At 70.1% G+C, this 17,336-nt stretch carries 13 protein-coding genes; 3 read left to right on the forward strand and 10 right to left on the reverse strand.

Features of this window, described 5'->3' with window-relative positions; all coding sequences use genetic code 11:
- The first annotated feature begins 120 nt into the window (after window positions 1-120).
- The gene (locus LXT23_RS33445) at window positions 121-2,157 is read left to right on the forward strand and encodes a CHAT domain-containing protein (RefSeq protein WP_253984443.1); all 2,037 of its coding nucleotides are present in this window, start codon (window positions 121-123) and stop codon (window positions 2,155-2,157) included.
- Window positions 2,154-5,585, forward strand: coding sequence for an nSTAND1 domain-containing NTPase (locus tag LXT23_RS33450; protein ID WP_253984444.1), 3,432 nt, complete (start codon window positions 2,154-2,156; stop codon window positions 5,583-5,585). Before LXT23_RS33445 ends, LXT23_RS33450 begins: the two co-directional genes overlap by 4 nt.
- Here the strand turns inward: LXT23_RS33450 and LXT23_RS33455 are convergent.
- From LXT23_RS33455 to LXT23_RS33495, 9 genes are all read right to left on the reverse strand, one after another.
- Window positions 5,528-6,994, reverse strand: coding sequence for a hypothetical protein (locus LXT23_RS33455; protein ID WP_253984445.1), 1,467 nt, complete (start codon window positions 6,992-6,994; stop codon window positions 5,528-5,530). The genes LXT23_RS33450 and LXT23_RS33455 overlap by 58 nt on opposite strands.
- A 48-nt stretch (window positions 6,995-7,042) precedes the next feature.
- Window positions 7,043-9,436 carry a patatin-like phospholipase family protein gene (locus tag LXT23_RS33460; protein WP_253984446.1) on the reverse strand — a complete coding sequence of 798 codons (2,394 nt, stop codon included), beginning with the start codon at window positions 9,434-9,436 and terminating at the stop codon, window positions 7,043-7,045.
- Window positions 9,437-9,510: 74 nt separating this feature from the next.
- Window positions 9,511-9,921 (reverse strand): hypothetical protein, encoded by a 411-nt coding sequence (locus LXT23_RS33465; RefSeq protein ID WP_253984447.1) that lies wholly within the window; start codon window positions 9,919-9,921, stop codon window positions 9,511-9,513.
- Window positions 9,922-9,926: 5 nt separating this feature from the next.
- Window positions 9,927-10,736: a DedA family protein gene (locus tag LXT23_RS33470; RefSeq protein ID WP_253984448.1), complete on the reverse strand. Its 810-nt coding sequence runs from the start codon at window positions 10,734-10,736 to the stop codon at window positions 9,927-9,929.
- 16 nt (window positions 10,737-10,752) lie between these two features.
- Complete coding sequence (locus LXT23_RS33475; RefSeq protein WP_253984449.1) at window positions 10,753-11,781, reverse strand: hypothetical protein; 1,029 nt, start codon at window positions 11,779-11,781, stop codon at window positions 10,753-10,755.
- Between the two features lie 26 nt (window positions 11,782-11,807).
- The gene (locus LXT23_RS33480) at window positions 11,808-12,278 is read right to left on the reverse strand and encodes a Crp/Fnr family transcriptional regulator (RefSeq protein WP_253984450.1); all 471 of its coding nucleotides are present in this window, start codon (window positions 12,276-12,278) and stop codon (window positions 11,808-11,810) included.
- Window positions 12,279-12,317: 39 nt separating this feature from the next.
- Complete coding sequence (locus LXT23_RS33485) at window positions 12,318-12,833, reverse strand: gamma carbonic anhydrase family protein (RefSeq protein WP_253984451.1); 516 nt, start codon at window positions 12,831-12,833, stop codon at window positions 12,318-12,320.
- A 46-nt stretch (window positions 12,834-12,879) separates the two neighbouring features.
- Complete coding sequence (miaB, locus tag LXT23_RS33490) at window positions 12,880-14,268, reverse strand: tRNA (N6-isopentenyl adenosine(37)-C2)-methylthiotransferase MiaB (protein ID WP_253984452.1); 1,389 nt, start codon at window positions 14,266-14,268, stop codon at window positions 12,880-12,882.
- Between the two features lie 73 nt (window positions 14,269-14,341).
- Window positions 14,342-14,863, reverse strand: a complete 522-nt coding sequence (locus tag LXT23_RS33495) for a hypothetical protein (protein ID WP_253984453.1) — start codon at window positions 14,861-14,863, stop codon at window positions 14,342-14,344.
- Window positions 14,864-14,979: 116 nt separating this feature from the next.
- Here LXT23_RS33495 and LXT23_RS33500 point away from each other — a divergent pair, with 116 nt between their 5' ends.
- Window positions 14,980-16,695 (forward strand): MYXO-CTERM sorting domain-containing protein, encoded by a 1,716-nt coding sequence (locus LXT23_RS33500; RefSeq protein ID WP_253984454.1) that lies wholly within the window; start codon window positions 14,980-14,982, stop codon window positions 16,693-16,695.
- 15 nt (window positions 16,696-16,710) lie between these two features.
- On the opposite strand, the gene LXT23_RS33505 is transcribed toward LXT23_RS33500, so the two are convergent.
- Window positions 16,711-17,328 carry a hypothetical protein gene (locus tag LXT23_RS33505; RefSeq protein ID WP_253984455.1) on the reverse strand — a complete coding sequence of 206 codons (618 nt, stop codon included), beginning with the start codon at window positions 17,326-17,328 and terminating at the stop codon, window positions 16,711-16,713.
- Between the last annotated feature and the right edge of the window lie 8 nt (window positions 17,329-17,336).

Genomic DNA, 17,336 nt, shown 5'->3' on the forward strand with positions numbered 1-17,336 from the left:
CACCTGGCGAACGCCTGACGCGCCCCCGACCGGGAGCCCTGACAGCAAGCGACTGTCGGGGCTCCCCTCGCGCGCATCACATCCGCGTCCGCGAAGACACACCCTTCAAGGGGAGAGGGAATGTCATCCAGACCGTGGTTGCAGATCGCCATCACACGTGAGGGAAGCGCGCTGAGGGCCAAGGCCCAGGGCAGCGGCGGAGAGAACCCCGCGTCCCACATCCTTCCCGACCTCACCGTCGAGCAGCTCGAGGCGTTCGGTGAGCAGGTCCGCCAGGCGGCGGAGCGCGGCGAGGGGTTGGGAGACGCGATGTGGCAGGCCCAGCTCATCCACCAGGCTCTCTTCCAGGCGAACCTCGGGGCCGTGCATCAGCGGCAGCGCGGCGGCGAGGCCCCCCTGCCGGTCCTGCTGAGATTCAAGCTCGACACGGATCGCCTCCTCCAGGCCGTTCCCTGGGAAGCGCTCTGCGAGCCTGAGAGGACCTCGGAATTCCTGGGGAGCTCGACGGATGTGCACGTGGCGCGGGACGTCACCTCGAACGAGCGCTCCCAGTTCCGCGAGGTGAAGTCAGCCGTCCGCGTGCTGGCCGTGGCGCTTCCCGGGGGCGGAGCCGTCACCCGGCTGCGTGCCGCGCTCGAGAAACCCATCCAGGCTGGCGAGGTGGAGTTCGAGGCCCTCGTGGGCAACCAGGCGCGGCTTCGCTCCCTCATCGACCGTCTGGCGCTGGAGCCGACGCCTCACGTCATCCACTTCGTCGGACATGGGCGGGTCGGTGAATCCGGGCATCCCCAGCTCCAGGTGCTGGATGACGACGGCAACGAGACGTGGATCGGCGCGGAGACGCTGGCCCGGCTGCTCCGCAGGTTCTGCCGGAAGACGCTGCGCCTGGTCGTCCTGGATGCGTGCGAAGGGGCCCGGCCAGGGGCCCTCGCCAGCTCGGCGGAGGTGATTGCCCGGGAGGCGTCCGCCGCGGTCATCGCCTGGCTCTGGCCCGTGAGGGCGGACATCACCCAGTACTGTGCGGAGGCTTTCTACCGGTCGCTCACCCGCGAGTCCGCGCTCGAGGGCGACGTCGCCGTCAGCCTCAACGATGCCCGGATGACGATGCTCGCCCGGGGGAACAACACCGCCGAGGCCTTCTCCCCCGTGCTCTACCTGCGCGGAGACAGCTCCGTCCTGTTCGACTTCAGGAACCGGCGTGTCCTCAAGCCGCTGCCCCCGCTGCCCAATCCCTTCCGGGTCCGGGAGCCCTCCCCCGCCCTCGACAAGCTCCTGCGCAAGCCCTTCACGCTGGTGCTGGGCGACCGCTGGAGCAACGAGCGCGGCATGCTGGACGGCTTCCGCAAGCGGCTCCGACAGGCCCTCACCCAGAAGGTGGGCGAGGTTCCCGACAGCATCTCCATGAGCGCCCTCACGCAGTACTACGCGCAGCACTTCGAGGAGCACCGCCTGAACATCGAGTTCCAGCAGGTCTTCCGGAACACCGCTACCTCGGAACCGCTGGTCGACGAGCTGGCACGCCGTATGGCGCCCGGCGTCCACGTCACCCTCATGCGCTTTCCCCTGCTGGAGCTGGCCATCGCCGAGCATCAGCCCGACGTCACGGTCCACGTCATCACGCCCCCCGGGCGCGACGGCGGTCGCGTCACCCTGCTCCGGCGTGAGGGCGGAGCGCGAGAGTGGACGACGGTCGACCCAGACCCCCGGCTTACGTCCCTGAATCCGGAGAACGACATCATCGTGCTCCACCTCTTCTGCGGGTACCTGCCCTCGAGCATCTACATGCGGCCCCTGCTCACCGAGGATGACTACCTCCTGGGCGTCAGCGAGCTGGAGAGCATGCTGATCGGCGAGAGCGGCGACCAGTTCTCCCCGGACCTCGTCAACGAGCTGGTGGCCTGTCTGACGAGCCGGCCCGCCCTCATCCTGGGCATGTCGATGCTGACCTGGCATCACCGGATGCTGCTCTACCGCATCTTCGGCAAGGTGCCGCTGCCCACCGGCAGCCTGGTCATCCTGGAGCCCGGGGAGATGGAGCGCGAGCTGTGGGAGCGTGGGCGGAGCCTGCCCGCGCGCATGGGCGTGCAGGTGCTGGAGCTGGACGCCTCCGAGGTAGTGCTGCCCACCAGCCCCGATGCCCGGAGGGAGAGCGCATGAGCGCCGAGCCCCTCAATCCCTTCCGGGGCCCGCTGCCCTATCGCGCGGAGGACCGTGCGCGCTTCTTCTGTCGTGAGACGGTCGCCCGGCGGCTGATGAACAGCATCCTCGCGCATCCGTGCGTCACGCTCTTCGGCCCCTCGGGCTCGGGCAAGTCCTCGCTGATGCAGGCCGCCGTCATCCCCGAGCTCCAGAAGGAGCACGGCTTCCGCATCGTCTATGTCGACGCCTGGCTGAGCCGGGAGTCGCCGCTCCACCGGCTGGCGCGGACCATGTACGCGGACCTCGACCTCGGCGACGTGCCCGCGGACCGCTGCTCGGGGGAGCTGGTGGACGAGGCGCTCCAGCTGGCGGAGATGCGCTCGGATCGTCCCATCCTCATCTTCCTGGACCAGTTGGAACAGACGCTGCTCCCGGAGCGCCCGGCGGAGCTGGTGCGGGAGCTGCTGTGCAGCCTGGAGGCCATTGCCCGCAAGCCCATGCGGGGGCTGCAGCTCGTGCTGTCCCTGCGCGAGGACTACCTGGGGCGGCTGAGGGACCTGGCGCGCGGCCACCGCGCCTTGCTGGACCCGGGCTTCCGGCTGGGGCCGCTGACGGTGAAGGAGATGGCGAACATCGCCTGCAAGCTGGCGGCGGCGGGCCACCCTGGGCAGACCTGGTCTCCCGAGGAGATGAACCCGCTCATGCGCCAGATGCGGACGCCCGGCCAGAGCAGCTCGGACGACGCCGAGGTCCAGGCCGCCTTCGCGCAGATTGTGTGCCGGGCCCTGTGGGAGGCTCGCGGGAGCGGCGCCGCCCGGACGAACCAGGCGCCGGCGGCGGAGCCCATCCTCCACCAGTACCTGGACCAGACGCTGATGGCGCTGGGGCCGTCCCAGCCGCATGCCCGGAGGCTGCTGGAGGAGCACCTGGTGTCGCCCAGTGGCAGCCGGACCCTGCTGACGCAGGCCGAGGCCCATGAGGTGCTGCCCCCCGGCGAGGCCGATCAGGTGCTGAACCACCTGCAGGCCGCGGCCGTGCTGCGCTCCGAGTTCCACGAGGGGAGCCGCTACTTCGAGCTGGGCCACGACTGGCTGGCGAACAAGGTCTACGAGCTCAAGAGCGAGCGCCTGCAGCTCGAGGCGCAGATTCAACGGCACCGGCAAGAGCGCGTGCAGCGGACCCGGATGCTCCAGGCCGCGGTGGTGGCGGGCGGCATCGTGGTCATGATCTCCCTCCTGTGGTTCATGGCATGGCGGGCCCAGCGCGAAGCGACGAACCAGTCCCTGATGATGGGCGCCCAGCGGGCCATCCAGCGCGGCCAGCCTGCCGTGGCCATGAAGCTGCTCGCCAACGTCAAAGCCCCGGGCCAGGGGGCCGACTGGGCCACCCTGGCCCTGGAGGCCCTCGACTCCAACTTCCTGGAGGTGACGCTTCACGGGCCCGAGGGGCAGGCCATCAACACCGCGTCCTTCGACCCGGACGGCAACCGCATCGTCACGGCCTCGGACGACGGCATCCTCCGGATGTGGAACGCAAACGGCAATGAGGAGCCGACGGAGCTCGGCAGGCACGCCGCGCCCGTCACCTCCGCGGAGTTCAGCCGGGATGGGAAGTTCATCGTCAGCGCCTCCCAGGACGGAGAGGCACGGATCTGGCTCGTGGACAGGAGGGAGCAGCTTCGCGTGTTCCCACACCCGCGTGGGATGCCGGTCCGCTCGGCCACGTTCAGTCCGGACGGGAAGCACGTCGTCACCGTCGCGCAGGACGGGGTCGCGCGACGCTGGAGTGTGGATGCCCCTGAGCGCCTGCCGGAGGAGATGAACCGACCGGACGAGGTGAGGTTCAACTTCGCCGCATTCAGCGCGGACGGCAGCCGGCTCGTCACGACCTCCTGGAATGGAACCGCGTGGCTGTGGCGGGCCAAGGGGGGCACGTTCGAAAAAGAGGACGTGCTCCCGGGGCACGAGGGCCCGGTCACCTTCGCCGCGTTCAAGCAGGACGGAAGCCACCTGCTGACCGCCTCGCGGGACGGGACGGCCTGGCTGTGGCGCGCGGAGGGACGCGGGCAGCGCTTCCAGCAACTCAAGCGGCTCGAGGACCATGACGCGCCAGTCTCCGCGGGAGCCTTCAGCCCGGATGGGCAGTACCTCGTGACGGCCTCTCAGGATGGGACGGCGCGGGTGTGGAAGCAGGATGGGTCCGGCCCTCCCTTCGTGCTCCAGGGGCACACGGGCCCCGTCACCTCCGCGGCGTTCACCTGGCACCCCGAGCACCAGCGCCTGGTCACCGCCTCCCAGGACGGGACGGCGCGGGTGTGGAATGCCGACGATGCGAAGCAGCCGCTCTACGCCCGGCTGATGGAGCATGAGAGGCCCGTGGTCTCCGCCGCGGTCGACCCGAAGGGCACGCGCATCGTCACGGCCTCGCAGGATGGGATTGCGCGGGTCTGGGAGTCCGAAGGCACGCGGCCACCCGAGGACCTGGAGGACGGGCACACGCAGGCCCTCACCTCCGCGGCCTTCAGTCCGGATGGCAAGCGCATCGTCACGACGTCCTATGACCGGACCGCGGTCGTGTGGCGGTCCGGCCCGGACGGCTGGAAGCCGGGCCCGGTCTTCCGTCACGACAGTCCCGTCCTCTCCGCCGCGTTCGACCCGATGGACGGCCAGCGCATCGTCACGGCCTCGTCGGACGGAATCGCCCGGGTGTGGTCCACGGAGGATGCGAGCCGGCCGCTCGAGGTGCTGAAGGGGCACGAGCGGCACGTCACCTTCGTCGCGTTCAGCCCCGACGGCCGGTTCATCGCCACGGCCTCGCGGGATACCACCGTGCGCGTATGGAAGGCGGACGGCTCGGGCCCCGCGCTCGCCGTGCTGGAGCAGCACAAGGGCCCGGTCTCCTCCGTGGACTTCAGCCCGGATGGCCAGTCCCTCGTGACGGCCGCGCAGGATGGAACGGCGCGGGTGTGGGCGTGGCGGTCCGCCCCTTCAGAGGCTCGCCCCCTCCTTCATGAAGGCCCGGTCCTGTCCGCCCGGTTCAACGGGGATGGGAGCCTCATCGTGACCTCCTCCTGGGACGGCTCGGCGCGGGTGTGGCCCGTGGACGGAAGGGGCGTGCCCCGCGTGCTGAAGGGACATGAGGGCCCGGTGCGCTCGGCCGTGTTCACCCGGGACGGGCGCATCGTCACGGCCTCGTGGGACAAGACCGCGAGGGTGTGGACGCTTCCGAACCTCTCGACGCCCAGCGCCGGGGAGATCCTCGCGCAGCTCCAGGGGAGGAATCACGACTGCCTGTCCCCCTCGCTGCGCCGGCTCTACCTCGATGAAAGCGCTCGGAAGGCGGTGGCGGGCTACAAGGAGTGTGAGCACGACTACCGCCGCAAGCCCAGTCAGGCGGTGGCGCTGCGGAAGGACAGCCTCGCCGCCGGGTCCCCGAGCAGGATGTAGCCGCGAAGGTCGTTGCGGAGCATCCAGCGGTAGGCGTGTTCCCTGGGGTCGACCGGGTCCGGCGCTCCGTCCAGCTCGGCCTGCCTGCGGACGTGGGCATCCGCCGCCAGGTCATCGTTCGCGTCGCGGTAGACACGCATCAGCGTATCCAGCGCGACACCCGCGCGGCTGCCCTTGGACAGGACCTCCAGCACCGAAGCAATCCGCGAGGCGCGGCTCTGGAGGACGGCTTCCCCTTCGCTGAAGCTGAACATCCAGGCCAGGTCGCTGTGGCCGATGATGGCCAGCGGTCCCCGGGGATTGGACAGCGCGGCCTGGGGAAGCGCGGTGACGAAGGGGCGCGCGTCGGGACGGGGCAGGCACTGCAGCACGGCGTCGAGCGGACTCTCGTAGACCTTCTGCTGGGCGAGCTGCGCGAGCCAGGGGTGGAACATGCTCCGTGGGGGCGTGGCCGCGCTGAAGCACGCGAGCGAGAACCACATGCCGCCGGGAAGGAAGGGCGTGTCGCGAAGCTGCTCCCGCGCCAGCACCTGTCCGCCGCCCAGGTCGAGCGCCCCCTGGCGTGCCCGCTGCTCCTCCACCGACGCCTCCGCAGGCGTCGGCAGGCCGAGGCCGTGGGACACCGAGAGCATCACCCCCGCGCGGGCGGTGGCGGCCGCGCGCAGGAGCTGCTCCAGTCGGGCCTGCTCGTGGGAGAGCACCTGGAGGCGCAGGCCCGGTCGCTTGGGCATCCACCGCTGCTCCACGAGCTTCTGGCAGGGCTCCACGAGCAGCTCGCGGCCCCACCGGGTGGCGTTCGAGCCATCGTCCGCGGCGAAGAGCAGGACGTCAGGCGCCTCGCTCGCGGCGGTGTCCGTCTCGAAGGCCCGCACCTTGTTCGCGTAGGCGGTGTAGCCCTCGAGGTCCGGTTCGCCCGAAGGGCGCGAGATGTGGAGTCGGCCCACGTAGGCGCCGTGGGCCAGTACGTGCTGGAGCTCGATGGAGACCTGGTGCAGGTCGCCCAGGATGAGCAGGTACTTCGGTCGCTCCGCCTCGGGTTCGCTCTCGATGCGGTACTGAGTCTTCCTCCACTTCACTGCGCCCAGGGCGTCGAGGTTGGCGGGGGCGCGGTAGAGGCGCACCTCCGCGCCCTGCTCCCCTGCCCGGTGCTGGATGAGGGGGGCCACGGCCTGGCGCATGGCGTCTCCCTCGCGCCCTTCCGGGGCAATCACGCCCCAGCGCTGCGCCGGCAGGTCGTCCGGAAGGGCCTCCGGCGCTTCGAGCCACGGCACGTCCGCCCGGCCTGGGACGCGCTCGGGCTCGGGCGCGCGCCCGGCCGCTTCCGCGGGAAGTCCCTGCTCCAGGAATGGCCGCCGCCCGTCCGCGTGGGACAGGAGCAGGTGCAGCACCTCGGCCCGGCCGTGTTTCATGAGTGCCCCCCTCACCCGGGGAACCCATGGGAACGGACGGTTCGTTCCTCACCACCAGGTGAAGAGCACCTCGACGCCCAGGTCGGTCTCCTTGAAGAACTTGGGCGTCCCTCCTTGGACGTCCCCGCCCTGGAACTTGAGCAGGTACAGCGGCATCGCCAGCCGCAGGCCCACCTTCTCCATCAGGTCCACGCCAATGCGCGCCTCCAGCATGTTGAGGGCAATCTCGTCCGGCTCGGTGAGGTAGCCAGCGGAAGCTCCCAGGCCCAGCCGCAGCCGGACGAAGGGCCCCGCCTGCAGCAGCTTCACCCGCCCGGAGAAGCCATCCATGTCGGAGACCCAGTCGGCATAGGCCCCCGCGGAGACCCACCGCCACCGCGTCCGGTTCGCGGCGAGCTGGTCCATGTCCCGCACGCCCAGCCCGGACACCTCGGCGCCGAGCCGCAGCTCGCTGCGGTCATAGACGCCGTCCACCGGGCGGTTCTCGAAGGCGGCGACTGGCGCTTCCAGGCCCACGCCCAGGCCGCGCGGGCGGCTCAGGTGCAGGGTGACGGCATGTCGCGGGGGCGTGTACGTCAGCCAGTCGTCCAGGAACGCCGCGCCGGCCGGGCGCAGCGCCACCCTCAGCCCGCCCTTCTGCTGTGTGACGAGGTCATGGAACGCCCTGCCGATGCGCACGCGGGCCGGCATGAGGTCGTCCCGGCTCCCGGAGGCCCTGGCCGCCCCGAGGACGCCGTCGCTGTACTGATACCCCGCGTCACCGAGCACCGCGAGGAGGTCATCGACGTCCGCCTCCTTCAACTCGTCTCCTCTCGCCCGCTTCGTCAGGATGTCCATGGCCCGGCGGAGCTTCCCGAGCTGCTCTCCCGCTTCCACACCGTCACACGCCCCATCCGCCACGCACCGGAAGCCTCCGGAGGAGATGCCGAGCACGTCGCGGATCCGCTGCTCCCGGGTCAGCACCGGCTCATCCGGGACGCGGGGCACCAGCACCTCCACCGCGCGCGTGGACGAGAGCTGCGTGGACAGGAAGCCGATGGCGTCCCGCATGCCCCGGTAGAAGTCGTGCTGGCGGAAGCGCCGGTCGAAGAACCCCATCATCGCGAACTGGAACTCCGAGGGCAGCACGGAGCTGCGCCGCGGAATCTTGATGCGGCCGGAGAGGTTCGCGTCGTGCTCCAGCGTGTCGAGCACCACGCTGTCCTGCGCCGCGCGCAGCACCGTGCCCAGGTGCTGGAAGTACGTCTCCTCCAGCGGGCTGAGTGAGCCTGCCGGCTGCGCGGGCTCCTGGGTCCACTTCCAGTCGACGACGTCCTGGTCCAGGTACACGACGGGGAAGCGGGAGGGGTTGAAGGCCAGCTCCGAGCCTTCCGAGCCTCTCGGGCCTTCCACCCATCGCGCGCCCAGCCGCACCGCCAGGTCGAGCGGGTTGTTGTTGAGGAACCCGCCATCCACCAGCCGCAGGGCCTGGAGCGGTCCCCACTGCTGCTCCTCGAAGAACGACACCGACACGGGCACGGGCGGGAAGGCCAGCGGGAAGGCCCCGGACGCCTGGGGCGTGAGCAGCAGGCTCTTGAGGGAGACGGGCTGGCCCCCCTCTTCCCGCTCCGGCCGCTCGCCCAGCGCGGGGTAGTGAAGCCGCTCCTCCGGGTCCAGCGCGATGTACGGCGGGCTCACGTCGGGAGTTCCCACGACGGAGGGCATCCGCGCCGTGAGCTTCCCATCCTTCCCTGTCGACACCTGCACGACGAGCTTCTCGGTGACGCGCTTGAGCAGGGCCCTGGACTCGGGGCCGCCCCAGCCGAACGGGACGTCCCGCCCGCGCAGGTTCGTCACGGTGATGCCGAAGGCGAAGGAGCAGTCCTCGCGGAAGCGGGTCTCCGCCGCCTGCTTTTCAATCAGCGCGAGCGTCCGCTCCATGTGCGGCGCGCTGAAGAGGTGGTCGTCCCGGTCCCTGTCCTCCCAGGGCAGCAGCGCCTCCAGGTCCAGCTCCTGCACCCAGACGGTCCAGAACAGGCTCTGCTCGGGGGACCATTGCTCCTGCGCGAAGGCCGGGTCACACGACGCGAGTCCTCCCAGCAGCGCGTTCACCGCGCCCGCGGAGGCCCCGGTCCACACGCGGGGCGCCGGGTTGCCCAGGCCCGAGTCCCTGGCGTCCCGGCGCGCGACGCTCCAGAAGCGCACCAAGGTGGAGATGAACCCGGCCTGGTAGGCGCCCAGGCTGATGCCGCCGCTGACGACTACAGCCGGAGCGCTCTGCTCCGTCGCCGCGGCCAGCGCGCGGGCGGCGCCCGGGTCCTCGACGTTCTCCGGAGGGAACTCCGTGCCCATGTACACGCGGCGCGTGTCCTCGCCGGGAGTGCCGGCGTCGGGCGCGGAGCCGGCATCGGGCTCCTGGGCGGACACTGGCACCGCGAGGAAGAGGACGGCGACGGCACACACGACAAGGCAGGCTCGTGGCATCCACCCCAGCCTTGCCGGTTCGCGGGCACTTTGGGAAGGCGCGAGCCTCGCGCTCAGTATCTCCGGGAGGTCCGCACCGCCGTCCGGAAGCCACCGCGCGTGGTGAGCATGTAGTCCCCGTCGCAGACCGGACAGCTCCCTCCTTCGCGGTAGAGGTAGATGCGGTGTGCGTCACAGCGTCCCCGGCAGCGCTCAGGGGTGGTGTAGCTGTCATGATCGAGGAGGACCGCGGAGCCGGGCTCGACAAAGTCCGGCAGTGGCGCGGATAGGAACTCCTGCGCCTCGAGCCACCCCAGGTCGAAATAGAGCTGGACCCAGCCATGCTCCCGGTTGCGCACGGGGAGCACGTAGCGCATGGCGTCAGCCAGGGAGCAGGACCGCAGCTTCATGGTCCACTTCACGGCATCCGTCAGCGACGTCCCCCGATGCCGCGCCCACAGGTCGAAGCTCGGGGGCGACTCCACGGGCGCTAGGACTTCTGCAGCTCGCCGCGCACGACAGGCTCGTGCGAGGTCTTCTCCGGCGCCGAGGCGGGAGGAGCCACGTCGAACAGCGGCTCGCCGCCCTTCACCGTGTTGCGCAGGGGCGAAGCCACCGGCTCCTGGACGCGGGCGGCCACGGGCACCGGCTCCACCGAGGCCGCCTGGAACGCCTTCGCACGCTGGGCCGCCTGACGGCTGCGGCGCCACAGGAAGTAGCCGACCGCGATCAGCGCCAGCCCGCCCATGACCACGTACTGGCCTTCCTTGAACTTGCTGATGAGCATGTCCAGCTCACCGCCGAAGTGGAAGCCGAGCCAGACGAACACGGGCGCGGACAGCAGCGCGGCCAGGCCGTCCCAGAAGATGAAGCGCCAGTAGGACATGCCCACCGAGCCCGCGGTGAAGTACGTCACCGCGCGCACGCCCGGCATGAAGCGGGCAATGCAGACGATCTTCTCGCCGTGCTTGGTGAAGAGGCCTTCCACCTTGGTCCGTTTCTCGGGCGTGACGATGCGGGCGAAGAAGCCGCCCTTCGCGGAGTCACGGCCCAGCTTCCCGCCCAGCCGGCGGCCGGCGAGGAAGATGAGGCTGTCGCCCACGAGGATGCCGGCGAAGCCGACCACCATCATCACCGGCAGGCTCGCGGCGCCCTTGTGCGCCAGGAAGCCGCCCAGGATGAGCGAGATGTCCTCCGGCAGCGGTACACCGAGACCACAGGCCACCAGGATGCCGAACACAGTGGCGTACGCGATGAAGCCCTGCGCATCGCCGAGCATGTTGGTGAGGAGTTCTTGCACGCGTTGTCCCGTCCGTTCACTTCCGGAGGGCCTGCCCGGACACCGCCCGAGCCAGCCCTTCCAGCGCCCACGCATCAACCGGGCGCGAGTCATCAATACTCCGGACCAGGGTCTTCAATCCGAAGTACCCCTGCCGGCCGGCCGCTTCATAGGCCGCTTCCTGGGCCCCCGTGGCCCTCAGGGCCAGCGCCCGGCTCACCAGCGCCACCCCGTACTCCCCGACTGACGCCTCTCCCGCGCCCACCGTGCGGGCCTTGCGCAGTGCCTCCGCGCCGCCCGCCCACCTGCCCTCCAGCCGCCCTGCCAGCCGGGAGCTCAACACCCCCCGCGCCAGCTCCCGGACCACCGGCTCCATGTTGGGCGTGTGAGTGGTAGGCCCGACCACCACCACCCACCCACGCCCCGTCTCCACGAGCCGGATGCTGCCATCGGCGTCGAGCAGATTAACCACCACCTGCAGGGCCGGCTTGCCTTCTGGCAGGCCCAGAAGTCGTGCCGCGTGTTGGAGCGGCTCATCCAACACCAGCAGCCAGGCTTGTTGTTGCGCCCGGTACATCTCCAGCGTCTCCTCGCGAAGCGCGGCGATGGGCCACTCGGCCTCCACCCGGTCCAGCAGCGCCTCCAGCCCGTCGAGTCCATCCAGCCCGCGGGCACCGGGGCCCTCGGGCGCCCCATCGAGCAGCCGGGACAGGTAGGCCTCGATGGGCACGGGGTGCGTGTGGAAGAAGGCCTGGGCCTCGGCCAGGACGGCGGTGGGCTCCACCTCCAGGGCATCGCGCACGTAGGTGCGGGCCGGGTGGTAGAGGAAGAAGGGCACCGGGTGCTCGCGGTGCTTGATGCCGGCGTCGTACCCCGCGCGGTTCAGCAGGGCGAACAGGGTGAAGACGCGGAGATCGGCCCGGACCTCCAGGCCGCCTGGCGTGTACATGCTGGCGAACCAATCCTCCACCGGGGCCGCCGGCGCGGCAGGACGGCTGGAGCCCTGGGCGAAGACGGGCTCGGAGGCCCCGAGCAACAGGAGGGCAGCGAGGACGGGGGCGCGCATGACGCCCCCAACCTACCACGGCCTCCTCAGGCGGCCGGCGCCTTTCCGACGAGCGTGCGGAGCATGTCCCGGTTGTCCCGGGCCTTCTGGCCGAAGTGGGCGACGATGCCCATCAGCAGCTTCACGCAGGCCTGCGGCTTGGAGGCCAGCAGCTTCTGGAAGTCCGAGGCGCGAATCTCCAGGGCGGACACGTCGGTGACGGCGGTGGCGGTGCACAGCCGCTCGCCCTTCTGGACGAGGGCCAGCTCGCCCAGCGGCTCACCCGAGGTCACCTCGCCCAGGGCCACGTCGTCACCCGAGGCGCTCTTCGCGCTCAGCCGCACGGTGCCCTCGCCGACGATGAGGAGCGACTCGCCCGTCTTGCCCTCGGTGAAGAGCGCGGTGCCCTTGGGGAAGGCCCGGGGCACCGCCACGCCGGCGAAGATCTGGATGCCGGTATCGGTGAACCCCTTGAAGATCGGACACGCCTTGAGGGTGTTCGCGGGCACGAGAGCCATGATTCGGATCTCCTAACACGGGGCGCGAAGCGCCGCGAATCAGCGGCTGGCCCGGTGCTCCGCGGCGAGCTGCACGTAGTGCTGGGCCGACTGCCGGAGGAACGCCCGCTCCTCCTCGGTAATCGGCCGCTTCACCTTGCCCGGCGAGCCCACCACCAGCGAGCCCGGCGGCACCTTCGTCCCCGGGGTCAGCAGGGCCCCGGCGCCGATGATGCACTCGTCCCCCACCTCCACGCCGTCCATGAGGATGGCGCCCATGCCCACCAGCACCCGGTCGCCCACGGTGCAGCCATGGAGGATGACGTGGTGGCCCACGGTGACGTCGTCCCCCACGGAGGTGGAGTGCTTGTGCGTGGTGACGTGGACCAGGGAGAGGTCCTGGATGTTGGTGCGCTTGCCGATGCGGATGGGATTGACGTCCCCGCGCAGCACGGCGTTGTACCAGACGGAGGAGTCCTCCCCGAGCTCCACCTCGCCCACGACCTGGGCGGAGTCCTCGACGAAGCAGCTCGGGTGGACGCGGGGGGACACCCCGCGAAACGGCCTCAACGCCATGGCGGCACCTCCTGCTCGGACGACGCGGGACGGCGGAGGCTTGCGGCTACGCCTCCGCGACGACGTGGAACGGCGACGCGGCCGGAGCCAGGGGAAGCGGCTCCACCGTGGGCAGCGACAGGACGGAGAGCTGCTGCCCGTTGAGCTGGTTGGGCGTGGAGCGGTCCACCTTCACCTTCACGAGGGCGCCGGCGGGGGCGTCTCCGTCGAAGTTGACGGTGCGGTTCTCCGGCGTGCGGCCGAAGCGCTTGGTGGCGTCGTAGCGCGAGTGGCCCTCCACCAGCACCTCCACCTCCGTGCCCACCAGCGCCGCGGTGACCTCCGTGCTGATGCGCCGCTGCAGCTTCTGCAGGCGCTCCAGGCGGGCAATCTTCACCTCGTGCGGCACCGGGCCCCACTCGTTCTCCCGCAGGGCCGCGCCCGTCTTGGGGCGGGGGCTGAAGACGAAGGAGAACTGGTTGTCGTAGCGGACCTGCTCGGTCAGCTTCATCGTCAGCTCGAAGTCCTCCTCGGTCTCCCCGGGGAAGCCCACGATGATGTCGGTGGTGACGGCGATGCCCGGCCGCGCCTCGCGCAGCTTCGCCAGCCGCTCCAGGTACTGCACCACGGTGTAGTCGCGGCGCATCATCTTGAGGATGCGGTCGCTGCCGCACTGCACGGGCAGGTGGAAGTGCGGAGCAATCTTGGGCTGGGTGCGGAACGCGTCGATGAGCTCGTCCGACAGGTCATGCGGATGGCTGGTGGTGAAGCGCACGCGCTCGATGCCCGGCACCTCGGCGGTGCGCAGCAGCAGCTGGGCGAAGGAGATGCCGCCCGCGTACGAGTTCACGTTCTGCCCGATGAGCGTCACCTCGCGCACGCCCACCTTGGCCAGGTCGGCGACCTCCAGGAGGACCTCCGGGAAGGCGCGGCTGACCTCGCGGCCGCGGGTGTGGGGCACCACGCAGAAGGAGCAGACGTTGTCGCAGCCCTTCATCACCGTGACGAACTCGGTCACCTTGCCGCGAGACGTCTCCGGGTCCGCGCGCGGGAAGACGTACTCCTCCGAGTGGACGAAGGCCGTCTCCACCACCCGCTCGCGCTCCTGGCCCACGCGGCCGATGATGTCCGGCAGCTTGGCGATGTTGTCGGGGCCGAAGACGAAGTCCAGGTAGGGCACCTTCTTGAGGAGCCGGTCCTTCTCCTGCTGCGCCACACAGCCACCCACCCCGATGAGCGCGCCCCGGCTGGCCTTCACCGGCTTGTAGCGGCCCAGCGCGGACAGCATCTTGTCCTCGGCCTTCTCGCGGATGGCGCAGGTGTTGAGGATGATGAGGTCCGCGTTGTCGGGCACCGGCGTCGGCTCGTAGGACATCTTCGCCAGCACCTCGCTCATGCGGAGCGAGTCGTTGACGTTCATCTGGCAGCCGAAGGTGTGGATGAAGTAGCGCTTCATGGGAGAACCTTGAGGAAGTACGTGCCCTTATGCGATGCCCGGGCGCGGAATGCAACCCGACGGACGGCGGGGTTCATCCCCGACTGAGCAGCCGCGTCAGGCGGGTGTGGAGGTCCAGCAGCTCCGGCTCGCGGGAGCGCAGCAGGGCCAGGGCGTCCGCGCCGTAGCGACGGGCGAGGGCCTCGGTGGCGCGCTCCTGCTTCGTCAGCTCCTCGCGGATGCGGGTGCGCAGCTCGTCGGCCCGGGGGCCGGTGTCGCCTTCGAGTTGACGCAGCTTGTCCTGGAGGCGCCAGGCGGTGTGCCGCCGGCCGCTGAAGGCGCGCAGCATGGCGCCGCCCTGCTCCGCCGTCTTGGAGTCCAGCCCGGAAGCCACCAGGGCCTCGGTATGTGCGCGGCTGAGCGCGTCCGTCCCCTGCCCTGCCTCCGCGTGGGAGAGGTAGGCCTGCTGGTAGCGGACCAGGGCGTCGAGCAGGGGGCCGTCCACCGCGGGAAACGCCATGCGGAGGGTGCGGTCGTCGGCGGCGTCCATGTTCGAGCTGCGCTCGAGGTTCCGGACGTCCTGGTAGCCTGCGTCATCGAAGAGGGAGGGTGCCATGGGGAGCTCCTGGCGCTTGTAACAGCCTTCGGAGGCGCTGTTGTACCCTTCAGCGCATGGGAAAGCGCGCTTGGAAGGGATGTCCGGGTTTCATCGGGATGTCATGGCTCCTTGCAGTGGCTGCCTGTTCGGAGGGCGGGCCCTCGTCGCCGAGCGCCTTCGAGCTGCGGCGCCAGGCGCTGGCGCCCCTCTCACCCGTGAAGCTGAAGGCCCTCGCCTCAGGGGAGAGCGTCACCCAGGTGCTCGCCTTCGATGGCGGGGTGCTGGTGGGGGTGGACACGGCCACCACGGCGCTGGAGGTGTGGCGCTCGACGGGGACGGTGGGCTCCACGCTGCGAATCCACCTCGCCGTGCCCCAGGAGGACGGCAGTGTGTCCCTGACACGCTTCAGGGACAGCGTGCTGTTCACGTCGGCGAACGAGCTGTGGTCCACGGATGGGACGGGCGTGGGGACGGTGCGGGTGAAGGCTGCGCTGCCGGATGCGTACTTCAAGCTCACGCCCCTGGGCTCCTCCTACGTGTTCATGCTGGCGGACTATGGATCGAAGGCCCTCTGGCAGACGGACGGCACCGAGCCGGGCACCCGCGCCGTCGAGGGGTTCCCGTCGGGCGTCAACGGCCTGGCGATCTCCCAGGGCAGGGCCTGGTTCAACGCTCCCACGGGAGTGATGGGCGTTGAGCCCCACATCACGGACGGCACGCCGGGTGGGACGCGAATCCTCAAGGACATCAACGAGGGCCCGCGCGAGTCGTTCGCCACGGACTTCGTCCCCATGGGCGGGCTGACGTATTTCCGTGCCACCGACAGAGCGGCTGGCTCCGAGCTGTGGAAGTCGGATGGGACGGCGGATGGCACCCAGCTCGTGGTGAACATGGGGCCTGGCGACACGGTTCCCATCTACCTGTTCCCCTGGAAGGGCCACGTGTACTTCTGGCCGCTGGGGATTGGCTGGGGGACGCGGCTCTACCGGTCGGATGGCACCGCGAACGGGACGGAGCTGGTGAGCTCGGCGGTGAGCTACGGACAGGGGGAGCGCGAGTTCGTCGGCTGGGGGGACTTCCTCTTCTTCGCCGCGACGGCCCCCTCGGGCGACGTCGAGCTGTGGCGCACGGATGGGACGTCGCAGGGGACGGTGCTGGTGGCGGATCTGAACCCGGGCAATGCGAGCTCGAATCCGGCGTCGCTGATGTTGATGTCGGAGATGGGCCCGCTGGTGTTCACGGCGACGACGCCGGAGACGGGCCGGGAGCTGTGGCGGCTGGACGGTCCGCTGGAGACGCCCACGCTCGCGTCGGATGTCGCCAGCGGGACTGCGTCCTCGTCACCCGCGAACCTGACGGTGGCGGGGACGGACCTCTACTTCACCGCGAACGACGGGACGAGCGGAGGGCTCTTCAAGCTGTCGGGGCTCCTCCCCGGCACGGAGGCGGACGCCGGCACCGACGCGGGGACGGAGCTGGACGCGGGCCTGCCGCCCGAGGACGGTGGAGTCGAGCTGGATGCCGGTGTTGAGGATGCGGGGATGGAGCTGGACGCAGGAGTGGACGCGGGCACGGAGCCGGACGCAGGTCCCTTGCCCTCTGATTCAGGAGTGGACGCGGGCACGGAGCAGGACGCAGGTCCCCTGCCCTCGGATGCCGGGACGACGGTGGATGCCGGCACGCCCGACGCGGGGACGACCCAGGATGCGGGCGTGGCGGATGCGGGAACGCAACAGCCTCCACCGGATGAGAGCGGCTGCAGCTGCCAGTCGACCTCCTCCTCCGTTCCGTGGGGCCTGGCCCTGATGGGACTTTTCTTCAGCGCCCGTCGTCGCGCGAGGACGCGATAGCTTCGAGAGTGCGCGTCACGGCAGGTTTGCCAGGTCATCCATGAAGAAGGCATCCAGCAGCGTCGGTGGTGGATCGGCGCTCAGATAGTTGAGTTGCCCGATGCGGAGGCCAGGCAGCGGCACCTGCGCGAGCGAAAGCGGAAACGGCCGGCAGCCCAGCACGTGTTCAACCTGTTGCCCCAGCCTGTCAGCCTGGGGCTTGTCTCCGCTCCCAGGGGCCAAGATGAGCGTGGGGCGAGAAGCGCGACGAGTGGGATACCAGAGCTGGGTCGTCACATAGACGATGTAGAGCGGGGTCAGGACACTGACGGCCACGGCCCATCGAGTGACGAGCCTGTTGCCGTCCGGCTGCGGCTCTACCTTGTAGATCTGGCTGCGAAGGCAGGCCGACACGAACGGCTGTGTCCCGCCGCCGACGGCATGCTCCGGAAACATTGCCGGAAGCGCTTCTACGAAGGCCCCCCATTCCTTCCATTCGAGTGCCCGCTCCCACGCGGCCACGAAGCACTGATGCTCAGGCGTGCGGTGGTGGGCTGGGATGGGCTCGCTCGCATCATCCTCCTCGGGTGGGAACCCTCGTGGGTAGAACTGCTCGGCACAGCGAATGAGCTCCTCTTGGGTCGGGCCGTTCATCGCTTTGA

This window comes from Pyxidicoccus xibeiensis, assembly GCF_024198175.1.
GTDB lineage: Bacteria > Myxococcota > Myxococcia > Myxococcales > Myxococcaceae > Myxococcus > Myxococcus xibeiensis.